Annotated in this window: 20 protein-coding genes; 16 read left to right on the top strand and 4 right to left on the bottom strand. The window is 72.9% G+C overall.

The genetic code is table 11. The features are described 5' to 3' along the window. The first annotated feature begins 99 nt into the window (after window positions 1–99). The gene (locus ACWD12_RS29115; protein WP_450102064.1) at window positions 100–471 is read left to right on the top strand and encodes a YbjQ family protein; all 372 of its coding nucleotides are present in this window, start codon (window positions 100–102) and stop codon (window positions 469–471) included. A 68-nt stretch (window positions 472–539) separates the two neighbouring features. Here ACWD12_RS29115 and ACWD12_RS29120 read toward each other — a convergent pair whose 3' ends face one another. Next, entirely contained in the window at window positions 540–1,388 is an 849-nt protein-coding gene (locus tag ACWD12_RS29120; RefSeq protein ID WP_450102065.1) for an undecaprenyl-diphosphate phosphatase, read from the bottom strand. Window positions 1,389–1,564: 176 nt separating this feature from the next. On the opposite strand from ACWD12_RS29120, the gene ACWD12_RS29125 reads away from it, so the two are divergent. Then, entirely contained in the window at window positions 1,565–2,203 is a 639-nt protein-coding gene (locus ACWD12_RS29125) for an ArsR/SmtB family transcription factor (protein ID WP_358353165.1), read from the top strand. Window positions 2,204–2,326: 123 nt separating this feature from the next. Then, window positions 2,327–3,805, top strand: coding sequence for an MFS transporter (locus tag ACWD12_RS29130; protein WP_450102066.1), 1,479 nt, complete (start codon window positions 2,327–2,329; stop codon window positions 3,803–3,805). 12 nt (window positions 3,806–3,817) lie between these two features. Here the strand turns inward: ACWD12_RS29130 and ACWD12_RS29135 are convergent, their stop codons facing one another. Then, window positions 3,818–4,462: a TIGR03085 family metal-binding protein gene (locus ACWD12_RS29135; protein WP_358353168.1), complete on the bottom strand. Its 645-nt coding sequence runs from the start codon at window positions 4,460–4,462 to the stop codon at window positions 3,818–3,820. A 262-nt stretch (window positions 4,463–4,724) separates the two neighbouring features. Between ACWD12_RS29135 and ACWD12_RS29140 the strand changes: the two genes are divergently transcribed. Together ACWD12_RS29140 and ACWD12_RS29145 are read left to right on the top strand one after the other, a co-directional pair. Then, the gene (locus ACWD12_RS29140) at window positions 4,725–6,572 is read left to right on the top strand and encodes an ABC transporter ATP-binding protein (protein ID WP_450102067.1); all 1,848 of its coding nucleotides are present in this window, start codon (window positions 4,725–4,727) and stop codon (window positions 6,570–6,572) included. Then, a complete protein-coding gene (locus ACWD12_RS29145) occupies window positions 6,569–8,389 on the top strand; it encodes an ABC transporter ATP-binding protein (RefSeq protein WP_450102068.1) in 1,821 nt (606 codons plus the stop codon). The genes ACWD12_RS29140 and ACWD12_RS29145 overlap by 4 nt, the downstream gene beginning before the upstream one ends. 99 nt (window positions 8,390–8,488) lie before the next feature. Here the strand turns inward: ACWD12_RS29145 and ACWD12_RS29150 are convergent, their stop codons facing one another. After that, window positions 8,489–9,400, bottom strand: coding sequence for a septum formation family protein (locus tag ACWD12_RS29150; RefSeq protein WP_450102069.1), 912 nt, complete (start codon window positions 9,398–9,400; stop codon window positions 8,489–8,491). A gap of 46 nt (window positions 9,401–9,446) precedes the next feature. Further along, on the bottom strand, window positions 9,447–10,322 hold the full coding sequence (locus ACWD12_RS29155) for a septum formation family protein (protein ID WP_450102070.1): 876 nt from the start codon (window positions 10,320–10,322) through the stop codon (window positions 9,447–9,449). A 201-nt stretch (window positions 10,323–10,523) separates the two neighbouring features. On the opposite strand from ACWD12_RS29155, the gene hisI reads away from it, so the two are divergent. The 11 genes from hisI (at window position 10,524) to ACWD12_RS29210 (ending at window position 19,410) form a co-directional block, all read left to right on the top strand. Further along, entirely contained in the window at window positions 10,524–10,952 is a 429-nt protein-coding gene (gene hisI / locus ACWD12_RS29160) for a phosphoribosyl-AMP cyclohydrolase (protein WP_450102071.1), read from the top strand. An 88-nt stretch (window positions 10,953–11,040) separates the two neighbouring features. Further along, a complete protein-coding gene (locus tag ACWD12_RS29165) occupies window positions 11,041–12,582 on the top strand; it encodes an anthranilate synthase component I (protein WP_450102072.1) in 1,542 nt (513 codons plus the stop codon). A gap of 26 nt (window positions 12,583–12,608) precedes the next feature. Continuing rightward, window positions 12,609–13,295 (top strand): TIGR02234 family membrane protein, encoded by a 687-nt coding sequence (locus ACWD12_RS29170; RefSeq protein ID WP_358353179.1) that lies wholly within the window; start codon window positions 12,609–12,611, stop codon window positions 13,293–13,295. Between the two features lie 563 nt (window positions 13,296–13,858). Next, window positions 13,859–14,065 (top strand): HGxxPAAW family protein, encoded by a 207-nt coding sequence (locus tag ACWD12_RS29175; RefSeq protein ID WP_358353180.1) that lies wholly within the window; start codon window positions 13,859–13,861, stop codon window positions 14,063–14,065. Window positions 14,066–14,278: 213 nt separating this feature from the next. Then, window positions 14,279–14,707 carry a CD225/dispanin family protein gene (locus ACWD12_RS29180; RefSeq protein ID WP_358353182.1) on the top strand — a complete coding sequence of 143 codons (429 nt, stop codon included), beginning with the start codon at window positions 14,279–14,281 and terminating at the stop codon, window positions 14,705–14,707. 45 nt (window positions 14,708–14,752) lie between these two features. Beyond that, complete coding sequence (locus ACWD12_RS29185) at window positions 14,753–15,220, top strand: DUF2752 domain-containing protein (RefSeq protein WP_450102073.1); 468 nt, start codon at window positions 14,753–14,755, stop codon at window positions 15,218–15,220. Window positions 15,221–15,504: 284 nt separating this feature from the next. Next, window positions 15,505–16,314, top strand: a complete 810-nt coding sequence (gene trpC / locus ACWD12_RS29190) for an indole-3-glycerol phosphate synthase TrpC (RefSeq protein WP_358353186.1) — start codon at window positions 15,505–15,507, stop codon at window positions 16,312–16,314. A 19-nt stretch (window positions 16,315–16,333) separates the two neighbouring features. Then, window positions 16,334–16,486, top strand: a complete 153-nt coding sequence (trpM, locus tag ACWD12_RS29195; protein ID WP_435839036.1) for a tryptophan biosynthesis modulator TrpM — start codon at window positions 16,334–16,336, stop codon at window positions 16,484–16,486. 137 nt (window positions 16,487–16,623) lie between these two features. After that, on the top strand, window positions 16,624–17,865 hold the full coding sequence (trpB, locus tag ACWD12_RS29200; protein ID WP_358353188.1) for a tryptophan synthase subunit beta: 1,242 nt from the start codon (window positions 16,624–16,626) through the stop codon (window positions 17,863–17,865). After that, window positions 17,862–18,662, top strand: a complete 801-nt coding sequence (gene trpA, locus ACWD12_RS29205) for a tryptophan synthase subunit alpha (protein ID WP_450102074.1) — start codon at window positions 17,862–17,864, stop codon at window positions 18,660–18,662. The genes trpB and trpA overlap by 4 nt, the downstream gene beginning before the upstream one ends. Window positions 18,663–18,864: 202 nt before the next feature. Then, window positions 18,865–19,410: a MauE/DoxX family redox-associated membrane protein gene (locus tag ACWD12_RS29210; RefSeq protein ID WP_358353192.1), complete on the top strand. Its 546-nt coding sequence runs from the start codon at window positions 18,865–18,867 to the stop codon at window positions 19,408–19,410. Window positions 19,411–19,546: the final 136 nt, after the last annotated feature.

The raw sequence follows: 19,546 nt of genomic DNA on the forward strand, positions 1-19,546 counted from the left end.
CGAACGGGTGCCCGCGGGTGCGGCCGCCGCCCTGCCGCGACAAGCTGGCGGGATGGGCGGCCCGCATCCCGGGGGCCGCACGGCCGGCGGAGGCGCGTCATGAGCGAAGACCTGAGCGCGTACGGGGGCGGAATCGACAACAGTTCCGGCGTACTCGTCGTGACCACCAACGACGTGCCGGGCCACCGCGTCGACTCGGTGATCGGCGAGATCTTCCGGCTCACCGTACGCTCCCGGCACCTGGGCAGCCAGATCGGCGCGGGCCTCAAGTCCATGGTCGGCGGCGAACTGCGCGGCCTGACCAAGACGCTCGTGGAGAGCCGCAGCGAGGCGATGCAACGCCTGATCGAGCAGGCCCGGGCACGCGGCGCCAACGCGGTCCTGGCAATGCGCTACGACGTCACCGAAGCCGGCAACGGCACCGAAATCTGCGCCTACGGCACAGCCGCAGTGATCACCCCAGTCGGTTGACCGGCCCGCCTGAGGCGCCGCGAACGCTGCGGCGCGCGCGTCCCCGCGCACCCGCGTGTTTCTGCGGGTCAGGCGTCGAGGAAGCCGGAGGCGAGCATGCCGATGAGGGCTAGGCCGACGAGGACGCGGTAGACGGCGAAGCCGTTGATGGTGTGCTTGGAGACGAACTTGAGCAGCCATGCGACGGACGCGTACGCGACGATGAACGACACGCCGGTGCCGACCGCGAGGGCGAGGCCGCTGGTGTGGCCTTCGGTGGCGTCCTTGAGTTCGTAGATGCCGGCGCCGGTGAGGGCGGGGATCGACAGGAAGAAGGACAGGCGCGTCGCGGCGACGCGGTCGAGGCCGAGGATGAGCGCGGTGGAGATGGTCGCGCCGGACCGTGAGAAGCCCGGGAAGAGCAGTGCGAGGATCTGCGAACTGCCCACCACCATCGCGTCCTTGAGGGTGACCTCGTCCTCGCCGCGGCGGCGGCCGCGCTTGCCGCCGACCGATTCGGCGTACCACATCACGCCGCTGCCGACGATGAGCGAGCCGGCGACCACCCACAACGAGGCGAGCGGGCCGTGGATGAGCGGCTTCATCGCGATGCCGACGATCACGATCGGGATCGTCGCGTAGATCACCCACCACGCGAATTTGTAGTCGCGGTCGTGCCGTTGCTCCTTGTGCGCGATGCCCCGGCCCCAGGCGGACACGATGCGCACGATGTCCTTGATGAAGTAGACGATCACGGCGGCGATCGCGCCGACCTGGATGACCGCGGTGAAGCCGACCACGGACTTGTCGTCGACGTCGATGCCGAGCAGGCCTTCGGTGATCTTCAGGTGGCCGGTCGAGGAGACCGGCAGGAACTCGGTGAGTCCTTCGACGACGCCCAGGATGACCGCGTCCATGACGCCGATGTTCGAACTCACGAACGAAGTCTCCTCAGGGGGTGATCAATTGGCGTGCGGATCCTTGCACCGCGAGGTGAACGGGACAAGGACTCCGGGTCAACGTACGGCTATCCGGGTGGCCGCGTCGGGGGTTCCGAAAGAGAAACTGCGAAATAAATATTGCGAAAGACTTCTTTCGGTTCTATCGTGGAGGCATGCCCGAGAACCCGCCGCACGATCCGCACGACGACCCGGCCGACCCCGGCGCGCCGGACGCCCGGGGCGTACGGAACACCCGTGACATAGAGGCCCTCAAGGTCTTCACCCACCCGCTGCGCCTGCGGGTGCTGCGCCTGCTGCGCTCGGAGGGGGCGGCCACCGCGTCCGGCCTGGCCCGCGTGCTCGGCACCACGCCGTCGCTGATCAGCTATCACCTGCGGGCGATGGCCAAGCACGGCTTCATCGCCGAGGACCCCGAGGCGTCGAGCGACGGCCGCGAGCGGCGCTGGATCGCGCTGAACGACCTGCGGTTCAGCACCGCCGACTTCAGCGGCGACGAGGTAGCCGTCGAGGTCGCCGACGCCGTGGTCATGACCGCGCACTCGGACATCACCGACCTGTTCGAGAAGTCGCTGCGCCACGTCAAGAGCATGGGGTTGGACTGGCAGAACGCGTCCTTCTCCGCGGCCCCCGCGCTCCGCCTCTCGGCCGCCGAACTCCAGGCGCTTTACGAGGAGTTGTTCGCCGTCGTGGACCGCTTCCGGGGCCGCGCCGAGGACCACGACGCGGACGGCGGGCGCCGCGAGCGCGTCCAGCTCGAACTGCTCGGGTTCCCGTACGCGCCCGCGCCCTGAACCGTCCCACCGACCAGTCCCACCGACCAGTCGCGGCAACTGGTCCCACCAACCAGCCCCACAACCAGTCCAATCAGCCAGTCCCGTCGACCAGACCCGCCGACCAGCCCTCGCGAGGTGACCGTGAACCGCCCGTCGCGCACCAAGCACACCGCCACCGCGGCCGCCACCACGACCGCCCGCGCGGCTCAGGCCGCCGGCACCGAGACCCGCGAGGACGCGGGCGTCGGGCCGGGGCCGGGCGCGGGGCCGGGCGCTCCGCGGCGTACCGGCCCCGGGGCCGCCGTCTACCGCTGGCTCGCGGCCTTCGGCGCCTCGCTCGTCGGCGACCAACTGTGGTTCATGGCCCTGTCCTGGCAGGCCGTCGAGGCCTCCGGACCCGCCGCGGCGGGCATCGTCGTCACGCTCGGCACCGTGCCCCGGGCGATCCTCATGCTGCCCGGCGGATCCATAGCCGACCGCTTCGGCGCGCGCCGCGTCGTCATCGCCAGCGACCTGGTCCGCTGCCTCGTCATGGTGGCCGCCGCCGCGACGGTCGCCCTCACCGCACCCGGCATCGCGCTGCTCGCCGTCGTGGCGCTGCTCTTCGGCGCCGTCGACGCGCTGTTCATGCCCGCCGTCGGCGCGATGCCCGCGACGCTGACCACACCCGACCAGTACGCCCGCGTGCAGGGCCTGCGCAGCCTCGCCAACCGCTGCGCGGCCGTGGCCGGCGGACCGGTGAGCGGCCTCGCCCTCGCACACGGGGGCGTCGCGGGCGCGTTCGCGGCAAGCGCCCTGCTCTTCGCGGTCTCACTGGCGCTTCTGTGGCAACTGCGGCCCGCACCACGCCTGATCGCCGACTCGGTGGCGGCCGACACACCGGACTGCGAAAACACATCGGACTGCGAGAAGACACCAGCCTGCGAGAAGACACCAGACTGCGAAAACACACCGAACCGCGACGACGCACCGGAGCGCACCGACGCGTCCGAGCCCACGGAGGACAGCGGCGTACGCGCCGGGCTGCGCTACGCCTGGTCCATTCCCCTGCTCAAATACACCCTCATCGTCGCGGTCATCGCCGAACTCGGCTTCAGCGCCCCGATGAACATCGGCGTCGTGCTGCTGGCCGCCGACCGCGGCTGGGGACCCGGCGGCCTCGGCCTGCTGATCGGCGCGTGGGGCGTGGGCGCCGTCGCGACCGGCCTGATCCTCTCCGTACGCGGCCACGTGCCGCACGCCGGACGCGTGATGCTGGGCGCCCTCGTCCTGTCCACCGCCGGCATCGCGGCGACCGGGCTCGCACCCGGACTGGTCTCCGCCGCCGCCGGTGCGGCCGTCCTCGGCCTCGGCTCCGGCCTGTGGGGCGGGCTGTGCGGCGCGCTCATCCAGACCACCGCGGCACGCCCGATGCTCGGCCGCGTGGTCTCGGTGCAGATGCTCGGCGCCATCGGCCTGGCCCCGATGACGTACCCGCTCGCCGGCCTGCTGGCCGGTGCGGTCGGGCCCGGGGCGGTGTTCGTGGTGGGCGCCGCGGTGTCCGCGGTGGGCGTGGCCATCGGGGCGGCGTGCCGGCCGCTGCGCACCTTCGAACTGCCCCGGCCCGGCACGCACGGGTGACGGGATACCCCGTCACAACCCCGTCGGGGTCTCCTCCAGCCGCCGCACCGCGTCGGCGTCGCCCTCCGCCGTGACGAGGGCCTGCCCCTTGCGGCCGTAGACGTACAGCAGCAGTTCGGCGGGCGGGCCGGCCAGCGTCACCAGCGGAGCGCCCTTGCGCACCCGCACCGGCTGCGCCTCCTCGGCCGTGTCGGTACGCCGCAGCTCGACCCCGACCGGCACCTTGCGGAGCATCAGCTTCGCGCCCGTCCGCACCCGCTTCCACAGGAACTCGGTCAACCCCGGCTCCAGGTCGCGCGGCTTGAAGTCGGGCTGCGCGCGGCGCACGTCCTCCAGGTGGACGAAGTACTCCATCGTGTTGGCCGCCGTGTCCACGCCGGGGATGCCGAACAACGACAGCCGCGGGGGACCGGTGCGCACAAGGTGGATCAGCTCCTCGTACGGCAGCGCCGCCTTCTTCAGGCGCACCTTGTCGGTGTACCCGGCGAGCGGCTTGAACAGGATGCCGGGGGAGGAGTCCGGGCGGCGTTCCCGCACCACGAGGTGGGCGGCGAGGTCGCGCGTGGTCCAGCCGGCGCAGAGCGTGGGGGCGTCGGGGCCGACCTGGGAGAGCAGGTCGGCGAGTGCGGCGCGTTCCGTACGGGCGTAGGAGGCCATGCGCCGCATCGTTCCGGCGCGGCGTGCCGAGGTCAAGGCACGCCCGCCGCGCGACCGCCCGCGTCGTGCGCCGAAGGCGCCCCCGCATGCGCCCGAGCGCCCCCGCTCCCGGGGAATGCCCGCAGGCCCGCCACACTTGTGAACAGCAGATGAATTGACCGACGAGCAGGCATCCCGCTCCTCCGGGGCCGGCGTCAACCGACGCCGGCCACAGCCATGCGGGCCATCGGGCGCATCGCCCCCGCGCCGAAAGAGAGAACGCGTGACCGACCGCGCGAGCGAAGACACAGACGAGAAGGACGTCCTGAGACGGGGCATGCGGGTCCTCGCCGTCGCGATACGCGAGGAACCGCGCGTCTTCGCGGCGGCCGTCGGTGCGAGCGCGCTCTACGGCGCCACCACCGTCGCCTCCGCACTGGCCCTCGGCGAGGTCACCGACCGGGTCGTGGTCCCCGCCTTCCGCGACGGCGACACCACCGCCGGCGCGCTGACCGCGACCTTCCTCGTGGTCCTCGGGATCGCCCTCCTCAAGGCGCTCGGCATCGTCGGCCGCCGCCTGTGGGCCGGGATCATGCAGTACCGGCTCCAGGCGACGTACCGCCGCCGGGTGACCCGCCAGTACCTGCGTCTGCCGCTCGCCTGGCACCACCGCCACCCCACCGGCGCGCTGCTGTCGAACGCCAACGCCGACGTCGAGGCCGCCTGGTACCCCATCGCCCCGCTGCCGATGGCCACCGGCGTCGTCGTCATGCTGGTGATCGCGGCGGTCTCCATGCTGGTCACGGACTGGGCGCTGGCCCTGGTCGGGTTCGTGATCTTCCCGGCCATCTTCGTCCTCAACGTCATGTTCCAGCGCCGCCAAGGCCCGCTCGCGATGCGCGCCCAGGAGCTGCGTGCCGACGTGAGCGCCATCGCGCACGAGTCCTTCGACGGCGCGCTCGTCGTCAAGACGCTCGGCCGCGAGGACGAGGAGGCGGCGCGCTTCGAGGCGACCTCGCGCGAACTCGCCGACGCCAACGTCGCGGTGGGCCGGGTACGCGCGGTGTTCGACCCGCTCCTGGAGGCACTGCCGAGCCTCGGCGTGCTGATGGTCCTGCTCGCCGGCAGCGTGCGCATCTCGCACGGCGACCTCAACCCCGGCGAACTCGTGCAGATCGCCTACCTGTTCACCCTCCTCGCCTTCCCGGTACGGGCGATCGGCTGGCTGCTCGGCGACATGCCCCGCGCGATCGTCGGCTACGACCGGGTCCGGCACGTCCTCGACGCCGAGGGTGAGTCGGTGTACGGCGACTCCGCCGCCGACAAGACCGGCCCCGCCGGCCTCCAAGCCCGCGCCGTGCGGTTCGGCTACCTTGACGGCGCCGACGTGCTCTCCGACGTCACCTTCGACGTCGAGCCCGGCCGCACCGTCGCGGTCGTCGGCCCCACCGGATCGGGCAAGTCCACGCTCGTCTCACTCCTGGTCCGCCTGGTGGACCCGGCGAGCGGCGAGGTCCTGATCGACGGCACCGACCTGCGCGACTTCCGGCGCGGCGGGCTGGCCTCGGCGGCGGCGCTGGTGCCGCAGCAGGCGTTCCTGTTCGACGACACCATCCGCGACAACATCACGCTGGGCCTGGACGTCTCGGACGACGACGTACACGAAGCGCTGCGCATCGCGCAGGCCGACGGGTTCGTGGACCGGCTCGGGAACGGCCTGGACACCATGGTCGGCGAGCGCGGCACGTCGCTGTCCGGGGGCCAGCGCCAGCGCATCGCCCTCGCCCGCGCCCTCGTGCGCCGGCCGCGCCTGCTGGTCATGGACGACGCCACGTCGGCGGTGGACCCGCGCGTGGAGGCCGCGATCCTCGCGGGGCTGCGCGACGGCGGGACGGGCCCGTCGACGGTCGTGGTGGTGGCGTACCGCAAGGCGACGATCGCGCTCGCCGACGAAGTGGTCTACATCGAGGACGGCAAGGTCGCGGGGCGCGGCCCGCACGCCGAACTCATCGACACGTCGGTGGGCTACCGCCGGCTGGTCAACGCGTACGAGCGTGCCGCACGCGACCGCGAGCAGGCGGCGGCGGCCGCCGCGGCGCTCGCCGACGAGGACGAGGAGGTGTCGGCATGAGCACGGCAACTGCCCCGGAGGTCAAGAGCGTCGGTGTCGGCGCCGGCAAGCCGCGCGAGTCGGGCTGGGCGGTGCTGCGGCGCGGCCTCGCGCTGTCGCCCGAGTTCAAGCAGGGCATCGCGGTCACCCTCCTCCTCGCGGCGATCGCCACCGCGGGCCGCATCGTGGTGCCGCTCGCGGTGCAGCAGACGATCGACAACGGCCTGCGCGCGGACGGCGGCCCGGACCTCGCCGTGGTGCGGTGGATGGTCGCCGGCGCGGCCGTCGCGGTGATCGTGACGGCGGTGGCGTCGTACGGCATGAACGTACGCGTGTACAACGCCAGCGAACGCGGCCTCGCCACGCTGCGCGTACGCGCCTTCCGGCACGTGCACGACCTGTCCACCCTGCACCAGCAGACCGAGCGGCGCGGCTCGCTCGTCTCCCGGGTGACCGGAGACGTCGACACCATCACCCGGTTCATCCAGCAGGGCGGCCTGATGGTCGTCATCAGCGCGGGCCAACTCGTGGTCGTCTCGGCCCTGATGCTGGCCTACTCGTGGCAGCTCACGCTGCTCGTGTGGATGTGCTTCGCGCCGTTGTTCTTCCTGCTCAAGTCGTTCCAGAAGCGCGTCGCCGCGGCCGCCGACTCGGTACGTGTGCACGCGGGGCGCATGTTGGGTGCGATCTCCGAACCGGTCGTCGGCGCCGCGGTGGTGCGCGCGCACGGCATCGAGGACCGCACGGCGGCGCGTATCGACGAGGCGATCGACGGCCATCGCGCCGCCCAGACCCGGGCGCAGACGCTGGTCGCGCTGACCTTCCCGATGGGCGAGGTCGCGGTGGGCCTGGCCAACGCCGTGGTGGTCGTGGTGGGCGTACTCCTGGGTGTGGACGGTCAGTTGACGCTCGGCGAGCTGGTCGCGTTCCTGTTCCTGGTCACGTTGTTCGTGATGCCCGTGCAGTTCGGCGTCGAGGTGCTCAACGAGGCGCAGAACGCCCTCGCGGGGTGGCGGCGCGTCCTGGAGATCCTGGACGCGGAACCGGACATCGCCGACCCGGGGGACCGCGGGGCCGACCTGCCGCGCGGGCCGGTCGAGGTGCGGTTCGAGCATGTCGGGTACGCGTACCCGGGCGGCCCGCGCGTGCTGCACGACGTCGACGTGCGCCTCGCACCGCGCAGCCGCGTCGCCGTCGTCGGCGAGACCGGCTCCGGCAAGACGACCTTCGCCAAGCTGCTGACCCGCATCGTCGACCCCGACGAGGGCCGTGTGCTCCTGGACGGGATCCCGCTGCCCGACGTGCGGTTCGCGTCGCTGCGGGCGCGCGTGGTCATGGTGCCGCAGGACGGGTTCCTCTTCGACGCGACCATCCGCGACAACGTGCGCTACGGGCGGCCCGACGCCGACGACGCGGCGGTGCTGGGCGCGTTCGGCGACCTCGGGCTGGGCGACTGGCTGGGCGGGCTGCCGCTCGGCCTGGACACGCCGGTCGGGCAGCGCGGCGAGTCGTTGTCCGCGGGGGAGCGCCAACTGGTCGCGCTGGCCCGGGCGTACGTCGCCGATCCGGACCTGCTGGTGCTGGACGAGGCGACCTCGGCGGTGGACCCGGCGACCGAGGTGCGGATCCAGCGGGCCCTGGACGGCCTCACGCGCGGGCGTACCGCGGTGTTCATCGCGCACCGCATGTCGACCGCCGAATCGGCCGACGAGGTCCTGGTGTTCGACCAGGGCGTGCTGGTGGAGCGGGGCGGACACGACGAACTGGCGGGCGCGGGAGGGGTCTACAGCCGCTTGCACGCCTCGTGGACCGCGCAGCAGCGGCCCGCCGGGTCCTGACGGCGCCTCCCCGCCGGGGCGCCGCCCGGAACGTGTGTGGGGCCCGGCCGAATCGGCCGGGCCCCACAGGTTTTGCCGGTTCTGTCGATGCCGCGGCGGTCACTTCGTGAGCGGTGCGGTCAGCTGCCCGCTGCCGCGTAGTTGCACCATGCACTGCACCTCGCGGTCGCCCTCGTCCCAGCTTGCCTCGGACGGGAAAATGAAGTCCGACGTGAGGCTGGACGCGTTCGACTGCTTGGCCACGACGCCGGCGATGGCCGTGTCGCACAGGTCGCCCGCCTGACGCTCGGCCTCGTCGTCGCCGGGCCACGGGCCGTCCTGCATGAACACGTTGCGCACGTGCTCGGCGTCGTGCGGCGTGGTGCAGTCGACCTTCTTGACCTCGCCCGTCCCGGCCGGGAAGGTCACGCAGTCGCCCGGCACCAGCGTGATCTTGTCGACCGTGTTGTCGTCCGTGGGGTTCGGCGCGGGCGACGAAGTCGTCGGCCGGGCGGACGTCGTACGGGTGGTGGGCGTCTCGCTCGGGGTCTCGGTCGACGGGTCGTCGGAAGGGTCCTTCGAGGGACTCTTCGACGCACTCTTCGACGCGGATCCGGAGGCCGACGACTTCGTCGGGGAGCCGGACGCGCCGCCCGCGGAGTCGTCCTTGTCGTCGCCGCCCAGGCTGAACACGAGGGCGATGGCGATGCCGGCCACCACGACCGCGCCCGCCACGATCCAGGCCACGATCCTGCCGCTGTTGCCTCCGCTGCCGCCCGGCGGACCGGGCGGGTAACCGGGCGGGCCGCCGAAGCCGCCCGGTCCGGAGGGGCCTTCGGGACCGCCCGGATAGCCGCCGCTCGGGCCGCCGGGGTAACCGCCGCTCGGGCCGCCGGGATAACCCCCGCCGTACGGGCCTCCGCTCCCGTACGGTCCGGCCGTGCCACCCCCGCCGTACGGCGCTCCGCCGTAACCGCCGCCCTGCGGCGGCCCCGGGGGCCACCCGGAACCGGGGTTCTGCGGAGTACTCACGCCCCCACCTCGCTTCGTCCACTCATGGCTCGGCCGCCGTGCGGGGTCAGCCCAGCTTCTTGGTGATCTTGGCCTCGTTCACGTCCTGGACCAGGCAGGTGACCTCGCGGTCGCCGCGGTCCCAGCTCGCTTCCTGCGGATAGCTGTACTGGAGCGTGTACTTGTTCGGGTTCGGCTCCTTCGAGACCGCCGAGTTGAACGCCGACTCGCAGGCCGCCGCGACCTGGCTGCGGAGCTCCGCGTCCGTCGGGTAGGTGCTGCCGGTGAGGTTGAAGTTCTTGAGCACCTGCATGTCGTGCGGCGTCGTGCAGGAGACCTTGTCGATCTCCCCGGTGCCCCCGACATCGACGTTGATGCACTCGCCGACGCTGAGCGGAACGTCCTCGACGGTCCCCCCGTCGGTGCCCGTCGGGCTCGCCGTCGGACGGCTGCTGGTACGGGTGTTCGTCGGCGTGGGCGGCCGCGACGTCTTCGTCTCGGTCTCCGTCGGCGTCGGCGACTTCGAGGAGCTCTGCGACGTCGACGGCGCGGGCGGCGACGTCGTCGCGGCCGTCTTGTTCTTCTTGTCGTCGCCGCCCAGGAGGAACACGAGTGCGGCGATCACACCGCCGACGACCACGAGGGCACCGACGACGGTCAGGATCAGCGGTCCGCGGCCGCCGCCGGGCGGCGGGCCGGGCGGGCCCGGGTAGCCACCCGGGCCACCGGGACCCCCGGCGCCGTACCCGCCCCCGGGGTACGTCGGACCGTTGGGGTACTGCGGACCGCCGGTGGGCGGACCGCTCGGGTACTGGGGACCCCCGGGGTAGGAGCCCCCGGAGTAGCTGCCCGGGTAGGAGGGATTGTTCTGGTAACCCGGATCGGGTTGTTGTCCATAGCCGGGCGGGAAGCCTCCCTGCCCCGGCGGCGGCGGCATCGTCATGCGCAAAGCTTGCCTGATCGGGTGAACCTCCCGCACGGGTGGTTCCCTTAATCACCCCGCCGTGATAGCCCCGTGACGAGCCGGTACCGCAACGCACACCGATCCGAGACCGCCGGGCACCGCACGGCAGCCGGGACGCCCCCCGGGTAGCGCTCGGGTAGCGGCTCGGGATCGGCCCGGCAGGTCTGCGAGAATGCCGGGATGACCGGTGCCTCCACACCCTCCGACCCGCCGTCCGAACCGTCCGGATCCGCCTCGGCCGTGCCCCCGGTGCGTCCCTCGGACCTCGACCCCGCGGTCGCGGCCCGGCTTAAGCGCGACGACAACGGCCTCGTCGCCGCGGTCGCGCAGCAGTACGACACCGGCGAAGTGCTCATGGTCGGCTGGATGGACGACGAGGCACTGCACCGCACGCTCACCACCGGCCGCTGCACCTACTGGAGCCGCAGCCGCAAGGAGTACTGGGTCAAGGGCGACACGTCGGGCCACACCCAGCGGGTCGTCTCCGCGGCGCTGGACTGCGACGGCGACGTCGTCCTGGTCAAGGTCGACCAGGCGGGCGCGGCCTGCCACACCGGCGACCGCACCTGCTTCGACGCCGGCGCGCTGCCGGTCACGGCTCCCGCGTAGCGCACGCTTCTGCCCCTTGCCGGGCCCAGTTCACCGCACCAGCCGCCGCACGTACGAGCGCCACCTGCGTCCCGGGAGAGCCCGCACCATGACCACCGGCACCGTCACCCCCGACCTCGACGCCTTCCGCGACCTCGCGCGGGAGCTCCGGGTCATCCCCGTAACGCGGCGCTTCCTCGCGGACGGTGACACCCCGGTGGGTCTTTACCGCAAGCTCGCCGCGGAACGACCCGGGACATTCCTCCTCGAATCCGCGGAGAACGGGCGTACCTGGTCGCGGTATTCGTTCGTCGGCGTACGCAGCGCGGCCACGCTCACCGAATCCGCCGGCGCCGCCCGCTGGCTCGGCGACCCGCCGGTCGGCATCCCGCGCGACGGCGACCCGCTGGACGTGCTGCGCGCGACCGTCGAGGCGCTGCACACGCCGCACGACATCCCCGGCCTGCCGGACCTGCCGCCGCTGCACGGCGGCATGGTCGGCTACCTCGGCTACGACATCGTCCGGCGGCTGGAGCGGCTGCCCTCCCTGACGCGCGACGACCTGCGCGTACCCGAGCTGATGATGATGCTGGCCACCGACCTCGCGGTGTTCGACCACGCGGACGGCACGGTCCTGCTCATCGCCAACGCGATCAACTGGAACGGCCTGGAGTCGGGCGTCGACGAGGCCTACCGCGACGCGGTCGCCCGCCTCGACGCCATGACCGCCGACCTCGCCCGGCCCGCGCAGGGGACCGCGTCGTACGTCCAGGGCGGCGTGGACCCGAGATGGACCAGCCCCTGGGGCGGCGCCGAATACCGCAAGGCGGTGGACGCCGCCAAGGAGGAGATCCGCGCCGGCGAGGCCTTCCAGATCGTGCTGTCGCAGCGCTTCGAGATGCCGACCGCGGCGAGCGCGCTCGACATCTACCGGGTGCTGCGGACCAGCAACCCCAGCCCGTACATGTACCTGTTCCGCCTGCCCGGCCCCGACGGCGGCCCCGAAGGCGGCTTCGACATCGTCGGCTCCAGCCCCGAGGCGCTGGTCAAGGTCACTTCCGGACGCGCGATGCTGCACCCGATCGCCGGCACCCGCCCCCGCGGCGCGGGCCCCGAGGAGGACGCCGAACTCGCCGCCGAACTCCTCGCCGACCCCAAGGAACGCGCCGAACACCTGATGCTCGTCGACCTCGGCCGCAACGACCTCGGCCGCGTGTGCGCGCCCGGCAGCGTCGAAGTCGTCGACTTCATGTCCGTCGAGCGCTACAGCCACGTCATGCACATCGTCTCGACGGTCGTCGGCGAACTCGACCAAGGCCGCACCGCCCTCGACGTCCTGACCGCGTGCTTCCCCGCGGGCACCCTCTCCGGCGCACCCAAGCCGCGCGCCATGGAGATCATCGAGGAGTTCGAGCCCACCCGCCGCGGCCTGTACGGCGGCTGCGTCGGCTACGTCGACTTCGCCGGCGACCTCGACACCGCGATCGCGATCCGCACCGCGCTCATCCGGGACGGCGTCGCGTACGTCCAGGCGGGCGCGGGCGTCGTCGCCGACTCCGACCCGGTCGGCGAGGACACCGAGTGCCGCAACAAGGCGGCAGCCGTCCTGCGGGCCGTCGCCACAGCCGCGGCCCTGGCCCCCGCCCGATGACCGACCCTGCTCCCGAGGAGCGCGCCATGCCCCCCGCCCAGCCGGCCGCAGCCCAGTCGGCCGCAGCCCAGCCGACCACCGAGCCGGCCGACGGCCCGACGGCACCCGCCCCCGAGGTCGCCGAGACCGCGGCCGACCCCGCGCGCAAGGCGGCCCGCCGCGAACTGGGCACCGCACTCCTGCTCGTCGCCGCCGGCGCCGCACTCGTCCTGTCGCTCTCCGGCCGCGTGTGGGCCGAAGGCGCCGCCGTCGCGCACGGCACCCGCTTCCCGATCGAAGCGACCGGCTCCGCCGTCACCAAGCTCCCCACCGCCCTCGCCCTCCTGGCCCTCGCCGCCGCCGTCGCCGTCCTGGCCACCCGCGGCGCCTGGCGCGTCGTCGTCGGCGCGCTCCTGGCCCTTGCCGGCGCCGGCATCGCCGCGGCGGCCGCCTCCGGCGCGAGCGACCGCTCCGCCCTCGACTCCAAGGCGGCGTCCAAGGCCGCGATCGAAGGCGTGCGGGCCGTCGACGTCACCCACACCGCGTGGCCCTGGGTGACCCTCGTCGGCGGCGTGCTGATCCTCCTCGCCGGCCTCGCCGTCATCGCCCGAGGCCGCACCTGGCCCGGCATGGGCAGCCGCTACGAGACCCCCGGCCCACGCACCCCCAAGCGCCCGACTACCTCCGCCGAAATGTGGAACGCCCTAGACCGAGGCGAAGACCCCACCCACTGACCCCACCAACCCCCGCCAAGCCAGGACGCGCAAGCACCCCGGCACCGCGTGCCCGCCCGGCAGCCGACGGCAACCACCCAACGCCAGGCACCGCGATCAAGCGAACTGTGGAACGTCCACTCGCCGCGTCACAGACCGCGCCGCCAAACCCGGCCCATCCCGCCGGCAACGGGCCGACGGGACTTGTAGTCACCCCTACGCCCGACCGATCCCGCCTCGGCGTACCGTCGCCCTGCCGTCGCTTGCCGACCCTGCGCGGATCGTCGCCGCTCCACCCGGGCTTTCGCGTCGCGGCCGGGGCTCGGCGGGCGCTCCGTGTTGGGACCTGGGTCCGTTTCGGGACCCTCGTCCCCTGCCGACCACCGCGCGGGTCGGTCGTCGCTTTGCCGCAGGTCTCCGCGTTGCGGCTCGTCCCTCCGTCGGTCCGCCTGTGCGGGGCCGCATCTGGGGGTGGGTGGGCTCGTTGCACGTCGTGCCCGACCCCGCGTCAAAGAGGGGCCGGTGCCATGGGGACAATGGACGCCACGGGCCCGCCGCCCGTCACCACAGATCAAGGAGCAACGATGTCGCAGGGCGTTGACCACGGGAACACCCCCGCCGCCTGGACCCTCACGATCCTCGCGCTGATCGGGTCGACCATCTCGGGTGTCGCGCTGATCGCCACCAGCGCCGTCCTGTTCTGGGTCGGCATCGCCGTCGTCGCCGTCGGCTGCATCGCGGGCCAGGCCATGCGCATGGCCGGAATGGGTACCGCGACCGCGCGTCGCTGACCCGGCTCCGGGCGTCGCGCCCCGCCTTCCCGGTGTCGCAGGGGAGGCCGGGCGCGTTTTCGCGGTGGCCGGAGCCCCGCGCGGGCTGGATGTGGTCGATACTGTGGGCCTGCCGGTCGGCACTCCGCATATGGGAGCCGAGTCGGCGGGACATCCGCGCCGGGGGCCTTCGCCGTTCGGCGGCCGGGCGGGCGCGAAGGGGATCGCACGCACATGAGTCAGGGCTATCCGCCCCCGCCGCCTCCCGGCGGGCAGCCCCCCGGCTGGGGGGCGCCGCCGCCGTTCGGCGGATCCGCCCCGCTGCCGCCCACCACGCCGTACGGCTACCCGGGCCCGACGCAGCCGCCCGGATTCGGCATGCCGCCGCAGGGCCCGGTCCCCACCCCGCCGCCGGACAACTACCTGGCCTGGGCCGTCATAGCCACCGTCTTCTGCTGCTTCCTGGCCGGGATCCCCGCGCTGCTGGCCGCGACGTCGGTCAACGAGCGCTGGATGCGCGGCGACCAGGCCGGTGCGCGCGAGGCGTCGCTGCGGGCCCGCAACTGGACGATCGGTGCGGTCCTGCTCGGCATGGTCTTCTGGACGACCTGGATGGTCGGGGTCTTCGTCCTCGGGTGGAAGGACACGCTGGGCGACCTGTGAGCCGTCCTCTGCCCGCCCGACGCCACGCCGGTGCAGGATGAGGGCGTGACCGCCGCCCCGCCGCCCGACACCGCCCCCGGATGGGGCGCGTATCCCGCCCCGCCCCCGCCGCCGCGCGGCCTCGTGCGGCGCATGACCGGCCCGGTAGCGGTGGCCGCCGCGGCGGCCGCGGTCGGCGCGTACGTCGCGGCCGTCGACCCGAACGAGCCCGGCCACTACCCGGTCTGCCCGTTCCTGAAGTTCACCGGGGCCTACTGCCCCGGCTGCGGCGGACTGCGGTGCGCCAACGCGCTGGTCCGGCTCGACGTGCCGGAGGCGCTCGCGTACAACGCCTTCGCCGTCGCGACGGTGCCGCTGCTGGTCCTCATCTGGCTGCGCTGGACGGTCCGTTCGGCGCGCGGCCGGGCGCGCATGTCGGCGGCGGACCCCCGGCTCGTACGCCTGCTCGTCGCGGCCATCGTGGTCTTCACCGTCGTGCGCAATCTGCCCTTCGGCGCGGCACTCGCCCCCTGAGCCCCACCCGGCCCGCGGCTCCGGTACGCCCCCGGGACACGCTCCCGCGCCGCACATCTGCTCCGGATTGCCCGCCTTGTGGACCTGCGGGACGTGGGTTCCGTGCGACGCCGTATGCTGCCCCCACCTCTTCGAAGGTACGCGGGAAGCCGAGCCCTTCGGCAGGCCGATACCATCGAAGGGCCGGGAACGATCGGACACCGCCACGCGTTGTCCGCCGCCCGGCCCGGGGCGACCCGGTCGGACCACTCCAGTCCGTCACCTGTGACGAGGGGAAGCAAAGCGTGAGCGTGCTCGACGAGATCATCGACGGTGTGAGCGCCGACCTCGCCGAGCGACAGGCCCGCGTATCCCTTGATGAAATCAAGGACCTGGCGGCGGCGGCACCTCCCGCCAAGGACGCGCTCGGCGCCCTGCGCGCCGGCGGCGTCGCGGTCATCGCGGAGGTCAAGCGGTCCAGCCCGTCCAAGGGCGCACTCGCCGCCATCGCCGACCCGGCCGGCCTGGCCGCCGACTACGAGTCGGGTGGCGCGGCCGTCATCAGCGTCCTGACCGAGCAGCGCCGCTTCGGCGGCTCGCTCGACGACCTCGACGCGGTCCGCGCCCGCGTCGACATCCCGGTGCTGCGCAAGGACTTCATCGTCACCAGCTACCAGCTCTGGGAAGCCCGCGCGCACGGCGCCGACCTGGCGCTCCTGATCGTCGCCGCGCTCGACCAGAACGCCCTGGTCTCCCTCATCGAGCGGGCCAAGTCCATCGGCCTCACGCCGCTGGTCGAGGTGCACGACGAGGAGGAGACCGAGCGCGCGCTCGAGGCCGGCGCCCAGATCATCGGCGTCAACGCGCGCAACCTCAAGACCCTCGAGGTCGACCGCGCCAATTTCGCGCGGATCGCCCCGATGATCCCGGACACCGTCGTGCGCATCGCCGAGTCCGGCGTCCGCGGCCCGCACGACCTGATCGCGTACGCCAACTCCGGCGCCGACGCGGTCCTGGTCGGCGAGTCCCTGGTCACCGGCCGCGACCCGCGCAGCAGCGTCGCCGACCTCGTCGCCGCCGGCGCGCACCCCGCGCTGCGCCACGGACGCGGCTGAACCGAAGGACGCTGCCACTATGAACTGCCGTGACCTCGCCGGGCGCCTCGCCCGCGGCGCGAAGCCGCGCGGGTGCCGCGCGCCCGCGCGCCGCGTGCTCGGCCGGCGGGTCCGGTTCGTGATCGGCTGCGAGCCCGGCCAAGTCCAGGGGAGGCGATGGCGTCACCGCTGACCCCGTCAGCAGTGCCGTCCACCGCGGCCGTCACCCGTACCGGTGACCGCCCCGCCCCCCGACCGCGCCGCACACCACCCGGGTGCGCCGAGTGTCCGGCGGCGTCCGAGCCATCCCTCCCCAAGAGGATCACCACCATGTCTACCGAGACGTCCCACGAGACCGCACAGCCGGATCCGTCCGGCCACTTCGGCGTGTTCGGCGGCCGCTTCCTGCCCGAGGCGCTGATCGCCGCACTCGACCAGCTCACCGCCGCGTACGAGAAGGCCAAGACCGACCCGGAGTTCCAGGCCGAGTTCACCGGCCTCCTCAAGGACTACGCCGGCCGCCCGAGCATCATCACCGAGGCCCCGCGCTTCGCCGAGCACGCCGGCGGCGCCCGCATCATCCTCAAGCGCGAGGACCTCAACCACACCGGCTCCCACAAGATCAACAACGTGCTGGGGCAGGCCCTGCTCACCAAGCGCATGGGCAAGACGCGCGTCATCGCCGAGACCGGCGCCGGCCAGCACGGCGTCGCGACCGCCACCGCGTGCGCGCTCCTCGGCCTCGAATGCGTCGTCTACATGGGCGAGGCCGACACCCAGCGCCAAGCCCTCAACGTGGCCCGCATGCGCGTGCTCGGCGCCGAGGTCATCCCCGTGACGATCGGGTCCCGCACCCTCAAGGACGCCATCAACGAGGCGCTCCGCGACTGGGTCACCAACGTCGACACGACGCACTACCTGCTCGGCACCGCCGCCGGCGCGCACCCGTTCCCCGCGATGGTCCGCGACTTCGTGCGCATCGTCGGCGTCGAGGCCCGTCAGCAGGTCCTCGACCTCACCGGCAAGCTCCCCGACGCGGTGGCCGCGTGCGTCGGCGGCGGCTCCAACGCGATCGGCATCTTCCACCCCTTCATCGCCGACGAAGGCGTACGCCTGTACGGCTTCGAGGCGGGCGGCGAAGGCGTCGAGACCGGCCGCCACGCGGCGTCCATCACCGGCGGTGCCATCGGCGTGCTGCACGGTGCCCGCACGTACCTGCTCCAGGACGAGTACGGCCAGACCGTCGAGAGCCACTCCATCTCCGCCGGCCTCGACTACCCCGCCGTCGGCCCCGAACACGCGTGGCTGCACGACACCGGCCGCGCCGAGTACCGCCCGGTCAACGACGACGCGGCCATGGCGGCCTTCCGCCTGCTGTGCCGCACCGAGGGCATCATCCCGGCCATCGAGTCGGCCCACGCGCTCGCGGGCGCCATCGAGATCGGCAAGGAACTCGGCCCGGACGCGACCATCCTGGTCAGCCTGTCCGGGCGCGGCGACAAGGACATGCACACCGCCGCGCGCTACTTCGACCTGTTCGACGCCGGTGTCCGCGAGGAGGACCAGCAGTGACCCGCCTTACCGAAGTCCTGGCCGCGGCCCGGGCGGAGAACCGCGCCGCACTCGTCGGCTACCTGCCCGCCGGATACCCGAGCGCCGAGGGCTCGGCCGAGGCCGCCCGCGCGATGGTCGACGGCGGCTGCGACGTCATCGAGATCGGCCTGCCCTACAGCGACCCGCAGATGGACGGCCCGGTCATCCAGCGCGCCGTCGAGCACGCGCTCGCGAACGGCGTCAACACCCACCACGTCATCGACAACGCGCGCGCCGTCGCCGAGACCGGGGCCGCGGCACTGGTCATGACGTACTGGAACCCCGTCGAGCGGTACGGCGTCGACCGCTTCGCCGAGGAACTGGCCGCCGCCGGGGGAGCCGGGGTGATCACCCCCGACCTCATCCCCGACGAGGCCGCCGACTGGATCGCCGCCACCGACAAGCACGGGCTCGACCGGATCTTCCTGGTCGCCCCGTCGTCCACCGACGCGCGCCTCAAGCTCACCACCGACGTGTGCGGCGGCTTCGTCTACGCGGCGTCCACGATGGGCATCACCGGCACCCGAACCAGCGTCGGCAACCGCGCCGCCGAACTGGTCGCGCGCACCCGCGAGGTCACCGAACTGCCGATCTGCGTCGGCCTCGGTGTCTCGAACGCGGCCCAGGCCGCCGAGATCGCGGCGTACGCGGACGGTGTGATCGTCGGCTCCGCCTTCGTCCGCGCGCTCCTGGACGCCGCGACACCCGAAGCCGGGGTCGAGGCGGTCCGCGCGCTCGCCGCGGAGCTCGCGGAGGGTGTGCGGGCCGGGCGCTGACCGACGTCGGCGGTCCCGGAATCCGGACCGCAGAAATTTGGACATAGCCATCTAGATGGCATCATGGCGGGCGGCTGTTGCTTTCGAGTGATAGCCGCCCGTCGCCGTTTGACCTCAACGAGTTACTCCGAACGAGGAACCTCGGGCCCTCCAAAACGGTTAAACAAGGGCACCCCACCCATCCGTGATGGAGGTCAGACCCATGAACGCGGCCGTCGCCGTGGACCGCCCCACCCGCGGTCCCTCAAGCCTCAGGCGCGCCTTCCCGTGGATCGGCGTCGCCGCCCGCCTCGGCCTGGCCGTCGTTTGGGCGTGGGCCGGCTGGGAGAAGGCCGTCAACCCCGCCCAGGCCGCCCAGGCGGTCCGGGCCTTCGACGTGCTCCCCGAGAGCCTCGTCGAGCCGATCGGGTACGCCCTGCCCTACCTGGAACTGGGCCTCGCCGCCCTCCTGGTCATCGGCCTCGGCACCCGCATCGTGGCGGGCATCTCAGCGGTCCTGCTGCTGGTGTTCATCGCCGGCATCGCCCAGGCGTGGGCCCGCGGCCTGGCCATCGACTGCGGCTGCTTCGGCGGCGGCGGACCGATCGCGCCCGACCAGACCAAGTACCTCCAGGAGATCCTGCGCGACCTGGCCTTCATGGTCCCGGCCGTGTGGCTCCTGCTGTTCCCGCGCACGCGCCTCTCGGCGGACTCGTGGCTGGCCATAGACGACCCGGCCGACGACGACACCGACACCGACGAGGACTGACCCGGCACCCGGGGTCCCGCCGAATCCGCGGGAACTCCCCGGCACCCGCGTCCGACCAACTGGACAAGGGACCCGCCGGCCCATCGACCGCCCGACATTTCATGCCTAAGACCGAGATCCGACCGACAGATAGACG

The sequence above is a fragment of the Streptodolium elevatio genome, assembly GCF_053592165.1.

Excerpts from the sequence above, each read along its gene's own strand:
- trpM (WP_435839036.1), top strand. The coding sequence starts at position 16,334 with ATGAACTGCCGTGACCTCGCCGGGCGCCTCGCCCGCGGCGCGAAGCCG.
- ACWD12_RS29135 (WP_358353168.1), bottom strand. The coding sequence starts at position 4,462 with ATGGCCTCCTACGCCCGTACGGAACGCGCCGCACTCGCCGACCTGCTC.
- ACWD12_RS29180 (WP_358353182.1), top strand. The coding sequence starts at position 14,279 with ATGAGTCAGGGCTATCCGCCCCCGCCGCCTCCCGGCGGGCAGCCCCCC.
- trpB (WP_358353188.1), top strand. The coding sequence starts at position 16,624 with ATGTCTACCGAGACGTCCCACGAGACCGCACAGCCGGATCCGTCCGGC.
- ACWD12_RS29170 (WP_358353179.1), top strand. The coding sequence starts at position 12,609 with ATGCCCCCCGCCCAGCCGGCCGCAGCCCAGTCGGCCGCAGCCCAGCCG.
- ACWD12_RS29125 (WP_358353165.1), top strand. The coding sequence starts at position 1,565 with ATGCCCGAGAACCCGCCGCACGATCCGCACGACGACCCGGCCGACCCC.
- ACWD12_RS29175 (WP_358353180.1), top strand. The coding sequence starts at position 13,859 with ATGTCGCAGGGCGTTGACCACGGGAACACCCCCGCCGCCTGGACCCTC.
- ACWD12_RS29210 (WP_358353192.1), top strand. The coding sequence starts at position 18,865 with ATGAACGCGGCCGTCGCCGTGGACCGCCCCACCCGCGGTCCCTCAAGC.
- ACWD12_RS29145 (WP_450102068.1), top strand. The coding sequence starts at position 6,569 with ATGAGCACGGCAACTGCCCCGGAGGTCAAGAGCGTCGGTGTCGGCGCC.
- ACWD12_RS29155 (WP_450102070.1), bottom strand. The coding sequence starts at position 10,322 with ATGACGATGCCGCCGCCGCCGGGGCAGGGAGGCTTCCCGCCCGGCTAT.
- ACWD12_RS29165 (WP_450102072.1), top strand. The coding sequence starts at position 11,041 with ATGACCACCGGCACCGTCACCCCCGACCTCGACGCCTTCCGCGACCTC.
- ACWD12_RS29115 (WP_450102064.1), top strand. The coding sequence starts at position 100 with ATGAGCGAAGACCTGAGCGCGTACGGGGGCGGAATCGACAACAGTTCC.
- hisI (WP_450102071.1), top strand. The coding sequence starts at position 10,524 with ATGACCGGTGCCTCCACACCCTCCGACCCGCCGTCCGAACCGTCCGGA.